We start from the raw sequence: 15296 nt of genomic DNA on the forward strand, positions 1-15296 counted from the left end.
CAAAAGATAAGATGTAATTTGCTTATTGCAAATTTTCTTTATATTTATGATGAATCAATCAAAAGCGCTTGTTGTACGTCATAAGAGATATTGGTATATGCATAAAAACTCTTAAGATAAGCAATAAAAATACCTCTACACTTTCAAGTGAAAAGATTGTCAGCAACATGAGAAGCTGGAAAATAGAATGATAATGCCGGCTTATAGCTTTAGTAAATACTTATACCTTTATTAATAACGGTAGTGTAGATTTTATACCATTCATAAGAGATACTTTATACCATTTCACAAGCAATCTTATGAAATAGACTCAAGCGCACACTGAGAAATGTTCCTTTAAAACAAGTACATAAACTTGCAACACAATAATGTTATATTTTGGAGTATTCTGTTTGGGGAGCTATTCGTTATAAGAAAAGTGATCTTATTCCAGACACAATAAACAAAATCTAAAATAATAGGTAATTTTTATTATTAAAAAATATTGCTTTAAATGCGTTTGACAATAAAATCGATATCTTATGAATTCTCTGCTTGCCTCACGTTTTTGACGGTCTTTAATGGAATCATGTCCTTCACGTAAAAACAGAATGCCATTGTGTTGCAAATTCACGTACTTGTTTTAAAGAGACCTCTCTCAAAGTCTTCCCTAAGCCCATTCGCAATAACATTCGTGAATTGTATAACGATAAATCCATTAACCCCCTCTATCTTTACGCTTATGGAGTAACAAGCCGACACCACTCACACTATTCTGCCAGTCCCTAATGTTGCGACAGCTCTTAGCTCTCGAGATGATTCATAAGAGGCATTTTTAGTTATTTCTTAATAGTTTTATCCACACAGGATTCTCCGCTTGTAGCATACAAGCCGAATGATTTTGATTGATTCAATACGAAAGAGATTCGTACGATATTCAAAGTTCTAATTCAAGTTGAATAACAATAAATTATCTTTATAAATCAATATATTGCACACACTACATTCTTTAGGCAACAGCACGATATGGGCTTGAAAACAAGGTAAGGTATTTCTCTAAAATAAATATATAGCAGCAAAATAACATACTATCTTTCGTGAAGATTTTGTCCCTTTAGAGAATAGCATAACAAAAATCAAATATTTCAGATATATCTCTTCACGCCTCAACAAAAAGCTTCTTCTTTTATAGGATTTCTAGTCTATGCCTCCTTCCTCAGATTTAGAAATGAGAGACAAAAAACAAAGAAATTGTTTTTTTAAAATTCAATCTTTAATAATCTCTTTCATAAAAGAGACCTATACTAGAATTTTGTTCATTTCCTATGGCACCTTTAGCTTTGAGATGACGCGAAATATCTAAATTAATTGTCCCTTTCGTCGTTCCATCAGACCCTGCTTCAAAGCCCAAATAAATATTATTGTGTATGTAGCGTCCAATACGTAAGCCTGTATTCCCTTTCTCATTAACGATAACATCAAGATCATCAAGTCCAATTTTAGTTCGTAAAGTATTCAACAAAGATGTATTAGAACTACCTGCAAGATCAGCCGCTGCTGCTGCAAGTTGAGCAATCTGAAATGGTGATAATTCATTAAGAGAGCGTTTAAAAATCAAACGCGCCAAAATCTCATCCTGAGGCAAATTTGGTTGTGATGAAAAATTAATATCAAGATTATCAACCGTCCCACTTACAGTTACAGTGACGCGAATATCACCACTGTTATTGTTGGTTACAAAATAAACCGTAGGATTAAGATTACCACTAAAACTCGCTTGTCCTTGATCAAAATTAAGACGTTGCGACAAGATATCAAAACGTCCACGAATCATTCTAAATTCACCAACTGGATGCACATCATTCAATGGACCTGCTAGATTAATGCGTCCTCCCAGTTCAGCATCTAAGCCTTTTCCGCGTACAAAAAATTGATTGCGTGCTGTAATACGCATGTTTGATAGCACGACAGATGAAGATTCTTGTGTAACTATACGGCTTTTGCTTTTGTTCGTGTTCTTAACATCAGCACGTTCAAGTGTTGTTTGAATCGATTTAGTTAAATTCTTATTTCTAACATCAAGAAACTTGGCACTTTTAAAATGATCAGGAACAAAAACTTCAGCTTTTTCAACGATGATATCACCACCAAGAACAAGACTATTTAAAAAATGACCTGTCATTGTCATCTCACCTGATAATGTTGCCAGAATCATAGAACCATCATTATAATTGGCATTATCAAGATGAAATATCAAATCTGTCTCTAGACCATTAGAGATACGACCTGAAGCAGAAATTCCTCCCCCCTCAAACGAAGAAGCTGAAGCTTTTTCTATAAGGATATGATCACCTTTCAATTTGCCTTCAATCGTTATATTATTTAATCCTACATTTGTTTGTGAATCAAAAAAGCTACCGTCGCCTATAGAAATATTTCCTATTAATTGTGGCTTTGATAATGACCCATTAAGAGCTGTATCAATTCTTGCTGTACCCGTTATATGTGCACCACGCTTAGCTAATAAGAGATTAACAAAATCAAGAGGCATTATCCCTTTAACGTTTAATTTTGCCTCTGAACCATTAAGAGATACAGGCCCATGGATGGAAAGATCTAATCCTTTATCTCCAGTAGCTATCATATTTTCAATATGAAATGTCGATTTTTTATAAGAACCACGAGCATTTATATTGATTGACATCGGTCCTTTATGCGTCATAGCGGTTAAATTTTGACTAGAAAGCTCAAAATGAGCAGATGGATCCTTCATTGTTCCACCAATATCAACTTTACCTATCACTGTCCCATCAAGCGCTTGTCCTGCAATAAAACCATTCGCCAAACGTGCAGATAAATTTTGCAAATTAATATGAAGATCAAGCGCATTTTTCTCTAGAGATACACGCCCCTGAGCTTGTGCTTGTACTCCTTCTCCTGTTAAATTTGCATTCAAAGTAAGATTTTGATCTACAGTATTTCCCGTAGCAGAAAGAGAAAAAGGCATAATTTTTTTATCTTGAAAAGCAACGGTTGTCAGTCCCTCACCTTTTATATCGTAAGTTATATCAGGTTTTTTTAAATGACCACGAATCATAACCTGCCCTGTTACACTCCCTGCTGCTCCAAGATCGGATTTCCACAGATTGACTAAAGCAGCAGGAAGCGCATTCATTGTAAGTTGTAAATTCAGGGTATCTTGAATATTTCCTGCTAAAATGATGTTGCCTCCATTTATTGCAATTCCTAATTCATTGATTGTCATTCCATCTTTATCAAAAGAAATTATAGATGGCTTCGGCAATGTTGCATGAAAAGTATGTTGTTTTAAGTCCACAGCTTCAATTTGCACTTCTCGTTTTATACTTTCTGGAAGTTCCTCAACCATTAAACGACCAGAAAGCCTTGTATTGAGAGTATCATGCAACATCGCCTGGACAGTAAAAACCGTTTGTCCATTATTCCTATCAGCGTGAGCATTTAAACGATTGACCATTACCAAAGGTGTTTGAATATGTTCTGCATTGATAACTCCTTCAAACTGAGTCATGCCAAAAGGATCGAATATGTCAGCATCTATTGCCAATTTTTTTATTTTATTCTTGGAAAAATTCAAATGGTTAACATGCGCCTTCACATTGGTTTTTTGTCTGCCATTTTGTTCATCAAAAATAAAATCTCCTTTTACTTTTCCACTACCATCCTGCAAAAATAACGCTGAAAGTACGGAAATATCATCGGCATCAATATGCAGCGCTCCTTTCAAAAAACCGCCAAGTTGTTGAGAAAGATCACCCGTTATTTTTGCACTTCCCCCTCTAATATCGATATTTTCAAGTTTTCGAATTTTATGAGAATCTTCAAAAGAGGCCGATAAATGCAAAGGTTTCTTAGCAAAAATTCCTTCACCTTTTACCACCCCTGTTAAAGAAGTAACTGGTGCTGTATTATCTACAAATGCATCTATGTTAAATGTTGTGTTTTGAAGTTTCTTCCCTACAATTAATGCTTCAGAAATATGGGCACGTGTATTTAGTTTTATATGGCTATTGCGCCCTCTCGCCGTACTTTGAATTGTAAGTGCACCGCTTATCTTTGAGTCTAATTTGGACAAATCAGATATTTGAGCAGATAGATCCATTTTAGCGCTTTCATCTGAAAAATAACCATTAGCCTCTATATTTGTATATTGATTTTTCAAATTAAAATGACGTAAAGTGAAGCCCTTTGTATTTCGAGCAGTGCCACCTGAAAGAGTAGTATTTCCTTTGAATAAACGATCAAAAGACTGCACGCCTATTTTCATATCGTCAGCCATTCCTGATAATTGGAGATCAAAAATGCCACTCAATAAACTGATCGTTCCTTTGGCTTTAATATCTGCATTACCAGAAAGTGATTGTTTACTGAACACTTCCAAAGGAGTTAATGTTTGAGCTTTTAAACCGAGATCGCCTTTAAAAACAAAATTCTCCATTGTCCCTTTTAACCAAGAAGAAAAACCCTGAGCCGTAACACTCAGATCATGAATCAAAATTGGTTTGTTCGAAACAATATCCGTATCTAAATGCACATGAACCGCTTGGCTTAAATTTTCTACTAACGCTCCCTTAATCTTTTTAACCCCTTGAAGCGTCCCTTTAACCTGAACACCAACATGACGAGAAGCTGCATTATCAAGATTTTCGCTTACTCCTCCCATATCAAAAATTGCATCGCGAATATAAATATTTTTATTGCTTAAATGATTTACAACCAACCGCCCATTCCAAGATTGTTGACCTTCGCGACCATAGTCAATGTTCAAAGCAAGAGTATTCGCAGGTTTTGGCACTTCTGATATAGGTAAATGAATAGACTTCTTTTCGTTATCAAGAGCCATTTTGCCATCAACAAAAAGCCGTCGCAAGAATCCATCAGCGGTTATTTCAGCATTGGCTATAACATTCATTGCTTTGTTCTGAATAACCATCTGATCAAGGTGTGTCACACCTTCTTTTGTTCTTCTTGCCTTTGCTTTTAATGTTATATCAGATTCGAAGAGACTACGATATTGAACAGGTATTAAAGGGCTCAGTGTTCCCTCTAATTTCGTAGAAAAACTCTGTCCTTCTGGAACACTTGCAAGAATAACATTACCATCTAAAATAGAATGATGATCGGACTCTAAAGAAAGTTTGATAACCAAATCATCAAAAGTACCATCACCTTTCACGACGAGACTTAATGCTGGACGTTGTTCAATGTTAAAAATATTCGCCAAAATACCATTTTGTGGTTCGTTAGCAGAAATATCAATTTGAGCTGTACGATTACTATCAGATATCTTGGTGAGAACAGAAAAAGAACCCGGTGCATCTAAACGATGCGCCGCTATATCGACATCAAAATTACCACCAGCCAAGGTGAAATTGCCTTTTAAGGACATATCAGCAGAAAAACCAAAAAGATTCTGTTCAAATGTCACATGTTGAGCTGTAAGCGTATTGATAGAAAGAGCAAGCGGTAATTTTGGTAAAGAGAATTTACCAGTCTCAAGGGAAGAAACAAAAGAAGAATTGCCTTGCGGTTTGCGTAAAAATGTAACCTGTTCTGCCGAAAGCTGGTTAATATCCATCCGCCCTCTCAGCAACGCTAGACGATTCCAATCCATTTTAGCATTGGTAATTTTAAGCCAAACCCCTTTTTTATCACTGACAGTAATAGTATCAATTGATGTTTGAGAAGACAGTGTCCCTTGCATATTGTGTAAACGAACTTGACGATTAGGCGCTGAAAGCTTTCGTTCAATTAAAGAAACAAACCATGAGCGATCATCTGTTTTCATTTCGCTAGAGGGAAGAATGTCTCCTCTTTGCGCAAAAACAAAACTACCCACCCCAAAAAACAAAAATACAAAGAAGAAAGCTGATAAACGTACACCTTTTTTCATTAAAATGCTTGCCCTATACCCACATAAAAACCAATGCGAGGGTCACCCTTCTCTCTCTTTAAAGGAAAGGCTAAATCAACGCGTAAAGGACCAAGACCCGTCATATAACGACCTCCTATACCGGCTCCCCATTTAATTTTTTGAGAAAAATCAAAATTCGCCTTTTTCCCTACTAAACCTCCATCAAGAAAACTGACAAACCCTATTTTATCATTTAAAGAAACACGCAATTCTGCTGACCCCTCAATAAGCGCCCGTCCACCAACAACCCCATCATTTTCTGTTTTGATACCAATATTACGGTAAGCATAACCACGAACAGAGCCCCCACCACCAGCAAAAAAAAGCGTATTTGCGGGTACTTGTGCTGTATCATTCCCAAGAATTGTACCAAGCTTTGCCCGCGCAGCAACAACAAAACGATCCCCTTCATCCAACGCCCAATAAGAACGACCTTCTGCTGTTACTTTTGCAACAAAGTTGCTAAAACGCATCTCATAAAAAGGCTCAATGAAAACTTCACCATATAAACCTTTTGTTGCATTAAACTTATTATTACGACTATCGTAAATCAAGCCGCTAGGGAAACCGATTGTTGTAAAATTACGGCTCCCAAAATAGATATCACGTGAATAACCATTTGAAACTTCTACAGCAGCCTGTCCCGATAGATTACCATTAAAAATATGCGTAATACCTAATTTTCCTTTGATGGCTTTTGTCGTATAATTTTCTAAAACATCTTGTTGTATTTTTAATTCTGATCTGAAATCTGTATCTGGCGTGAGTACACCGGGCTTTACAAATGTACCACCGAAAAGATAATCAAAATTTTTAAAATTATATGATTGCTTTTTATTGCTACCAACACCACTTATTTTTGTTTCAATTTTAAGAGTCTCTGCATGACCCAAAAGATTATTATGCATCCAATAAGTCTCAAAACCAGCACCGTCTAAAGTTGAATAGCTACCGCCTACACCAAAACGACGCGGTTTACGTTCTTGTACAACAAGTGCAAGCGGTAAACTACCATCTAGATTAATAGTATCAGCCTCACGTATATTGATAGCACGAAAAACACCAAGGCGCGCAAGACGTTCATTTGCCTTAGCTAACGCATCAGAATCGTATATCTGCCCTGGTTTCAATCCGGTCATCCACGCGATATAAGCTGAATCTACACGTGGTTTCTTACTTATATTACGCACACTTAAAGGACCATAATAAGCCTTTTGTCCAGGACCAACAACAATCCGTCCTTCAACACGCAATGTAGCATGATCAGCCACGACTTCACTCTTCATAATTTTAGCTTTAGCATAACCTTGTTGCCGCCATCCTTCTATCGCCCATTTTTCTGCTTTCAAAATGGTTTCAGATTTAGCAATAGCCCCAAATTTATAGCCCAATTCTTCAATTGTGGGCATTTTATGCGCTTTACGTTTTTCAAACGGAGCTACTTTATCAATATTGGCAATACTAAAAACATATTGTGGACCAGCATTAATTGTAATAACGATATTCGATTGTGCTGGAAGTTGAGTTACCGGACTTAAATCAGCGACTTCTAAGCCATTAATTTTAATACTAATAACACCACCATAGCGTCCATCAGCATAAAGAGCAGAAAGAATTGCTCGATAATCTGAACGCGCCTTGGCGAGCAAACCAGAAGAACTGGCGGATGCTTTCTCTTTATCAGCAACAAGAGAAGAAACAGATTTAACTATTTTTATACCTTCTAATGGTGCACCTGGCGGTGCAACAACATCAACTTTATAAAATTTCTCTGTACTTTTGGTATAATGTGAAGAAGAATTTGTTTTCTTTTGACCAAAAAAAGGGATGCCGAAAAAATCAAATGCAGCAAGTGGCTGTGGAAAAGAAAAAGTAAAACACAAGCCTATAAATACACAGCGCACAGTCCCTGATTTTAACAAAATTCTTGTCTGGTATACCATAAAATCAGATACCTTATAATACACTTTGCATCTACTACGCTTTAAATAATATAAAAATAAGAAAGGTAAATATAATTACTTTGCACATTTTACACGTTTTATCACATCAAATAACACTCTGCGATACATAACGTTATCCTCCCCTTATATTTTCATAAAATTTTGCACTGTTGTATAACACGAACAGCCTCATTCTTTTTTTCTTAACATATTTATTTAGCTTATTATAAATGTTTTATTGCGTCCCATATCATCATGGTTAAATTTGTACAAATGACTTTCCATGGGAATGCTAAAAAACTGCCCACGTATATAGTTCTCTCTATAAAAAAAGCTATAGAGATGCTTCTTGATTTTTATAAATAGATATGATTGTCTCTACCAAGTCTAAAGGGGGAAAATAAATAAATGATCGCACGTATTACAACTGTTGCTTTTCGCGGTCTAGAAGCAGTCCCTGTCGATGTACAGGTTATGATTTCGTCTGGTAAAATAGGAATGGCTATTGTTGGATTAGCTGATAAAGCAGTTGCAGAAAGCCGTGAACGTGTACAAGCAGCCCTCCACGCTTGTGGACTTTCTATGCCTACTAAACGAATTACGATTAATCTTGCACCAGCTGATTTGCCTAAAGAGGGATCGCATTATGATTTGCCAATCGCCGTAGGCTTAATGCTTGCTATGGGAATCCTCCCTCCCGAAGTAGCTCAAGACTATGTCATTTTAGGAGAATTATCACTGGATGGTTCACTTACCGCCGTTAATGGTGTTTTACCAGCTGCCATGACAGCTTTATCACTCGATAAAGGACTGATTTGTCCCTTCCAATGTGGACCTGAAGCAGCATGGGCAAATGCAGAAATAAATATTCTTGCCCCAGAGACTCTGCTCACTATAGTCAACCATTTCAAAGGAACCCAAATTCAAAAACGTCCACAACCGCGCCAATATACTATCGAAACTGAACTTCCAGATCTTTGCGAAATCAAAGGACAAAAAACAGCCAAACGTGCCTTAGAAGTTTGTGCTGCTGGACGCCATAACCTTTTGTTTGTAGGTCCCCCTGGTGCTGGAAAATCTATGCTAGCGCAACGCTTACCTTCCATTTTGCCACCTCTTGATAGCCGTGAGCTTTTAGATGTCTCTCTGATTGCTTCTATTACAGGAGAAACGGTTCATAATACCATTTCACTTCATTGCCCCTTTCGTTCCCCACATCATTCTGCTTCCATGGCCGCAATGATTGGTGGAGGGCTTAAAGGACGACCGGGAGAGGTCTCCCTTGCTCATAATGGTGTGTTATTCCTTGATGAATTGCCTGAATTTTCTCCACGGGTTCTTGATTCTCTTCGTCAACCTTTAGAAAGTGGGGAGTCAGTTATCGCCCGCGCTAATCACCATATTAGCTATCCTGCTCGCTTCCAACTTATTGCCGCAATGAATCCTTGCCGTTGTGGTATGGCAGGCGAAAAAGACCATGTTTGCCCTAAAGGGATACGCTGTCAAATCGATTATCAGTCCCGTATTTCTGGTCCTCTGCTTGACCGAATTGATTTACGGATTGATGTCCCTGCTTTGACGGCTATGGACCTTATGCAACCAGAACAATCAGAAAAAAGCTGCGACGTTGCCAAACGCGTCGCACGGTGCCGTACCATTCAAGCTAAACGTTTTTCAACAATGGGGTTTGATCATATTCGTACCAATGGCGATTGCCCTGCCAAAATTATAGAACAGATTGCCATTCCTGATAAAAGTGCGACCATACTCTTACGAGATGTGAGTGAAAAAATGCACCTCTCCGCACGCGCTTATCATCGCATTCTCAAAGTTGCACGCACAATTGCTGATCTTGACGGATCAGATACTCTTTCACGCTATCATCTCGCAGAAGCTATTTCCTATCGACTAGGCGCAGAAAGATTAACAGCCCTTAATTAAAAAACTACTCATCAATAAAAACTTATTGGAAAATAACGCAAATAAAGTTCTGTAAGTTTACCATCCTCTTCTAGAGATTTCAGCGCATAATTGAGTATATCAACCAATTTTTCATTCTTTTTTGCAACAGCAAGCTGCATTCCTTGCCCCAATAACTGTGGCGCCATATATGCCCCCCCAACAAAATGGCAGCAATCAACAGATTTTTGTTTTTTGAACCATAATGATAAAGCAAATCCATCATCAAAAATAAGGTCAATTTTACGCTCTTGTAATGCTTTATAGAGCTCTTCTCTCTTTTTAAACCCTTGCCATTTGGCTTTAGGAAAATAATATTGAAAGAGTTTTTCGTGAACACTTTTAGACAAAACACCACTGGTTAAATGTATCAATTGATCGCTTATTGGCTCATCGAGATTTAAACGTCGAGAAGCAACAAATCGCGCTGGAAAGCGCAAATATGACTTTGTAAAAACAAGATCTTGCTGGGTTTTACTTGTTTCTTTTAAACCCGCAATAATGACTTCTGCACCACCATTTTTAACATGTTCTACAAGCTCTTTCCAAGGAATCACTTCTATTTCACAAAGCTTCTCTAATTTTAATTTTGAGCAAATAGCACGCAATAAATCGATATTATAACCTGCAAGATACCCCGATTGATCAATAAAATTAAAAGGAGGAAAATCAAAAGTTGTTACAAAACGCAAACGAAAGATATCCGTTGTATCAGGTTGTACCAAATGTTCATGCGAATCAAAAAAAGAAGGCAACCTTTCAGCTTCTGCGTAAGAGGAAAATAGAACCCCCCCCGCTACAAATAAAATACGAATAAAAATATTGTATGGATTATTGAATAAAAAGTACTGTAAACGCAATTGAAGATGTTTCACATATATAGATTTTTTTATTTTCAAAATCTCTCCCCCATTTTTCAAAACTAAGATGCAACACTTCTTAACTATTATCTAACGCACTTCACCAAAATATCTGGCGTTTAATAAATAAAATTCTTGCTATTTTTGAAACCATTGAAAATGCTTAGATTTCTGATGTTAATTTTCCAAAATGAATATATAAAAAGTAATTTTAGAGAAAAGCGATTTAATTTTTTAATATAAGAAATAAGCTGTATATACTTTATTGCGTATCTTAAAATATTAAGACCATTTCCTTGCGTATCACAACCTGGGAAGTATATAGATATATTGAAGAAAAGAGTAAAAATACCCCTCAAATGCCGAGGGTTTTCTCAACATTAAGGTTGCATCAACATTTAAGAGCTGAAAAATAAAATGATGATTCTGATTTGCACTTTATTGTCACGATGGGAAAGATGGGGGACATAAATCTTGTAGTATTCACAGGGTATTTTGCGTTATACTATTCAAACATCGTTGTAAAATGAGTTTGGGAACATTGAGAGATGCTCCTTAAAAAAGCGCGTGAATAAACAGTACAATGGCGTTTTGTTTTGAATGAGCGATGCAACCTCACGAGAATGCAAGAAACAAAAGCGTAAGATAATTCGTCATTACCCTCATTATTCAAAAACATCACCGTAGACGTTTTTTTAAATTGTAAAGTTGAATATAAAAGATGATCGTGGAAACGTGTTTTTACATTTACGCATTTATATTTTCCTCAAATGAAGCTTTTTTCACATTTTAAAGATGACACAAACCAATATACACAATATTTTCGCCTCAATCTAACATACAAAAGTTTGAACTGCTTAGAGAGCTCGCAACCTTTGTTTTAAATATATGGTAGAATTAGGATTGAAAAATTGATTTATGGATAAAACAAGTGAGACCTTTATTAGTGTAACACAAAAATGCATAACTAATTCTGAAACATTACGCATATGCAAAAATAAACAAAGTAAATAGCATCGTTTATGAAACAGCTTTTTGTATAAGTCATAAGTGTTTATTCGCCTTATATCACCGCCCTAGTGTTTTACAGCATAGCAGTACACTATCATTTTATCATTCTCTCCATTATATATCGACAGATATTGAATCTAGATCTGATATACGGTAAATATTTAATGTGGTTATTCCATAAATAACTGATCAGAACATTGAGCTTTAAAAAAAGCGGATAAAATATTGTAAATTGAACACAGGAATGGACTAACTTATGAGTGATGAAATAACCTCACCAGCACAAAGCAATAACTATGATGCCGCTTCTATCAAAGTTCTCAAAGGTCTTGATGCTGTACGCAAACGTCCTGGTATGTATATCGGTGACACTGATGATGGATCGGGGTTACACCATATGGTCTATGAAGTTGTAGACAATGCTATCGATGAAGCTTTAGCCGGTCATGCAACTCTTGTAAACGTCACACTCCATGCTGATGGTTCTTGTTCTGTTCGTGATAATGGACGTGGAATTCCGACAGATATCCATCCAACAGAAGGTATTTCTGCCGCTGAAGTTATTATGACACAGCTTCATGCCGGTGGAAAGTTTGATCAAAACTCTTATAAAGTTTCAGGCGGATTACACGGTGTTGGCGTCTCTGTTGTGAATGCATTATCCGTTTGGCTTAAATTGCAAATCAAACGCAATGGTAAAATTCATGAAATATCATTTACCCACGGGGTAGCTGATGCTCCATTAAAAGTTGTTGGCGATTGCGATCAAGAAAGTGGAACAGAAATTAGATTTTTACCAAGCTCTGAAACCTTTACTATGGTTGAGTTTGATTTTGAAACTTTAGAGCGTCGTTTACGGGAATTAGCTTTTCTAAATTCTGGGGTTTATATTCTTCTTGTTGACGAGCGTCATGCTGATATTAAATCCGTTGAATTGCATTATGAAGGTGGATTAATAGAGTTTGTGAAATATATTGATCAATCAAAAAAAGCTCTGCTTGATACTCCTATTTATATTGCAAGTGAAAAGGATGGTATGAGCGTTGATGTTGCCCTGTGGTGGAATGATTCCTATCATGAGAAGGTCTTGTGTTTTACCAATAATATCCCTCAGCGTGACGGTGGAACGCATTTGATAGGTTTCAGAAGTGCCCTTACACGCCAAATTAATGGCTATGCTGAATCTTCAGGTATTGCTAAAAAAGAAAAAGTGAACTTAACCGGTGATGACTGCCGTGAAGGATTAACAGCTATTCTTTCTGTCAAAGTTCCTGATCCAAAATTTTCTTCACAAACAAAGGATAAGTTAGTCTCTTCTGAAGTGCGCCCTATTGTTGAAAGTTTGGTCAATGAAGGTCTTTCAATATGGCTGGAAGAACATCCTCATGAAGCAAAACTTCTCATTAGTAAAGTGGTAGAAGCTGCAACAGCACGTGAAGCAGCACGCAAAGCACGTGAACTCACAAGACGAAAAGGGGCGCTTGATATCACTTCTCTACCAGGAAAGCTTGCCGATTGCCAAGAACGAGATCCCGCAAAATCAGAAATCTTTATTGTCGAGGGGGATTCGGCTGGCGGTTCAGCAAAAAGTGGGCGCTCACGTCAAAATCAAGCAATTTTACCCCTTCGTGGTAAAATCCTCAATGTTGAACGAGCACGTTTCGACCGCATGCTCTCATCTGATATGATTGGAACACTTATTACAGCTCTTGGAACGTCTATCGGTAAGGATGAATTTTCGCCGGATAAATTACGTTATCATAAGATTATTATCATGACGGATGCGGACGTTGATGGAGCCCATATTCGTACTCTGCTGCTCACTTTCTTTTTTAGACAAATGCCCGAGTTGATTGAACGTGGACATCTTTATATTGCTCAGCCTCCTCTTTATAAAGTATCGCGTGGAAAATCTTCCCAATATATTAAAAATGAAGCAGCGTTTGAAGAATTCTTGATCGATACTGGATTAGAAGAAACAACGCTTGAGCTTTCAACGGGAGAAGTTCGTGCAGGGGCTGATTTGTATCAACTCGCTAAAGATGCTCGTATATTACGTCAACTTTTAAATGGTCTTCATACCCGTTATGACCGTAATATTGTTGAACAAGCAGCAATTGCTGGCGCTTTTAATCTTGAAGTCTTTGCAACACAAGAAAAAGCGCAAAAAATAGCAGATACTACAGCACACCGCCTTAATCTGATTGCTGATGATATGGAACAAGGTTGGAGTGGACAATATACAGCAGATGGAAGTTTATGTTTTGAGCGTATTTTGCGTGGTGTTAAAGATGTTGTTACGCTTGATGTGGGACTTATAAATTCAACTGACGCACGCCAAATTGATCGCATTTCCCAAAATTTTATCGACATATATCATCCTCCTGTTCTTTTACGTCGCAAAGATAAAACAGAGCGTATTTTTGGTCCTATGAGCCTTTTAGAGAGCATTTTTACAAACGGTAAAAAAGGTGTTACTCTTCAACGTTATAAAGGTCTTGGGGAAATGAATGCTGAACAACTTTGGGAAACAACGCTTGATCCCAATGCACGTTCTCTTTTACAAGTAAAGATTAATGATGCAACCGATGCAGATTCACTCTTTTCTCGTCTCATGGGTGATGAAGTTGAACCTAGACGTATTTTTATTCAAGACAATGCCTTAAGCGTTGCCAATCTTGATATCTAAAGGTACTCTTCTGTTTTTGGCTGTGTAAACGTCGTAGTTTTATACGTTGTTTTTTCGTAGTTGAACATTCCCTCTCTATTTCATTTACGATAAAAGAAAAATAAGGAAGATCATATACATGGCAATTGAAACAGAACGTGTAGGAACCAAGGGTGGCATGGAGCACTCTTTTGGTTTTACAATAGTAGATGAAACACAAAAACAATCCATGGTGGATGGTGTGTTTCATTCTGTTGCTGAAAATTATGACAAGATGAATGATATCTTATCCTTAGGGCTACACCGTGTGTGGAAAAATTCCATGATTGCTTGGCTTTCCCCACCAGCACTTTCTCATTGGAAAGTTCTTGATGTCGCTGGCGGTACAGGTGATATTGCTTTTCGTATTCTTAATGCTTCACGCCAAAAAGCCCATGCTACAGTGCTTGATATTAATGGCTCAATGCTCAGCGTTGGCAAAAAACGCGCACAAAAAAATGGTCTTGCCCCTCTGATTGATTTTGTTGAAGCCAATGCAGAAAATCTACCTTTTGAAGATCAAAGCTTTGACGCTTACACGATTGCTTTTGGAATTCGCAATGTTCCTCATATTGATCAAGCTCTTAGAGAAGCTTTTCGTGTTTTAAAGCTCGGTGGACGTTTCTTATGTTTAGAATTTTCAAATGTCGAGATGCCTTGGCTCGATAAAATTTATGATCTTTGGTCTTTCCATGCTATCCCTAAGCTAGGTCAATTTATCGCAAATGATGGCGATGCTTATCGTTATTTGGTTGAATCTATCCGCAAATTTCCTAAGCAAGATGATTTTTCCCATATGATCAAGCATGCGGGGTTTTCGCGGGTATCGTACCGCAATCTCACCGGTGCGATTGCAGCGCTGCATTCAGGTTGGAAAATTTAAA

At 37.2% G+C, this 15296-nt stretch carries 6 protein-coding genes; 3 read left to right on the plus strand and 3 right to left on the minus strand.

Annotated features, from left to right (window positions below):
• Positions 1-1252: 1252 nt before the first annotated feature.
• Positions 1253-5911 carry a translocation/assembly module TamB domain-containing protein gene (locus tag ACFIL8_RS02740; RefSeq protein ID WP_375668159.1) on the minus strand — a complete coding sequence of 1553 codons (4659 nt, stop codon included), beginning with the start codon at positions 5909-5911 and terminating at the stop codon, positions 1253-1255.
• Positions 5911-7875, minus strand: a complete 1965-nt coding sequence (locus ACFIL8_RS02745; protein ID WP_375628501.1) for an autotransporter assembly complex family protein — start codon at positions 7873-7875, stop codon at positions 5911-5913. The genes ACFIL8_RS02740 and ACFIL8_RS02745 overlap by 1 nt, the downstream gene beginning before the upstream one ends.
• A gap of 408 nt (positions 7876-8283) precedes the next feature.
• Between ACFIL8_RS02745 and ACFIL8_RS02750 the strand changes: the two genes are divergently transcribed.
• A complete protein-coding gene (locus ACFIL8_RS02750) occupies positions 8284-9816 on the plus strand; it encodes a YifB family Mg chelatase-like AAA ATPase (protein ID WP_375612798.1) in 1533 nt (510 codons plus the stop codon).
• A gap of 11 nt (positions 9817-9827) precedes the next feature.
• Here ACFIL8_RS02750 and ACFIL8_RS02755 read toward each other — a convergent pair whose 3' ends face one another.
• The gene (locus tag ACFIL8_RS02755; RefSeq protein ID WP_375632130.1) at positions 9828-10733 is read right to left on the minus strand and encodes a transporter substrate-binding domain-containing protein; all 906 of its coding nucleotides are present in this window, start codon (positions 10731-10733) and stop codon (positions 9828-9830) included.
• 1228 nt (positions 10734-11961) lie between these two features.
• On the opposite strand from ACFIL8_RS02755, the gene gyrB reads away from it, so the two are divergent.
• Both gyrB and ubiE read left to right on the plus strand, forming a co-directional pair.
• The gene (gene gyrB / locus ACFIL8_RS02760) at positions 11962-14394 is read left to right on the plus strand and encodes a DNA topoisomerase (ATP-hydrolyzing) subunit B (protein ID WP_375611371.1); all 2433 of its coding nucleotides are present in this window, start codon (positions 11962-11964) and stop codon (positions 14392-14394) included.
• A 118-nt stretch (positions 14395-14512) separates the two neighbouring features.
• Complete coding sequence (gene ubiE, locus ACFIL8_RS02765; protein WP_375612796.1) at positions 14513-15295, plus strand: bifunctional demethylmenaquinone methyltransferase/2-methoxy-6-polyprenyl-1,4-benzoquinol methylase UbiE; 783 nt, start codon at positions 14513-14515, stop codon at positions 15293-15295.
• Position 15296: the final 1 nt, after the last annotated feature.

Source organism: Bartonella sp. AP57NXGY (assembly GCF_042195805.1).
Lineage (GTDB): Bacteria > Pseudomonadota > Alphaproteobacteria > Rhizobiales > Rhizobiaceae > Bartonella.

Coding starts and splice junctions, on each gene's coding strand:
- gyrB (WP_375611371.1), top strand. CDS start 11,962: ATGAGTGATGAAATAACCTCACCAGCACAAAGCAATAACTATGATGCC.
- ACFIL8_RS02750 (WP_375612798.1), top strand. CDS start 8,284: ATGATCGCACGTATTACAACTGTTGCTTTTCGCGGTCTAGAAGCAGTC.
- ubiE (WP_375612796.1), top strand. CDS start 14,513: ATGGCAATTGAAACAGAACGTGTAGGAACCAAGGGTGGCATGGAGCAC.
- ACFIL8_RS02745 (WP_375628501.1), bottom strand. CDS start 7,875: ATGGTATACCAGACAAGAATTTTGTTAAAATCAGGGACTGTGCGCTGT.
- ACFIL8_RS02740 (WP_375668159.1), bottom strand. CDS start 5,911: ATGAAAAAAGGTGTACGTTTATCAGCTTTCTTCTTTGTATTTTTGTTT.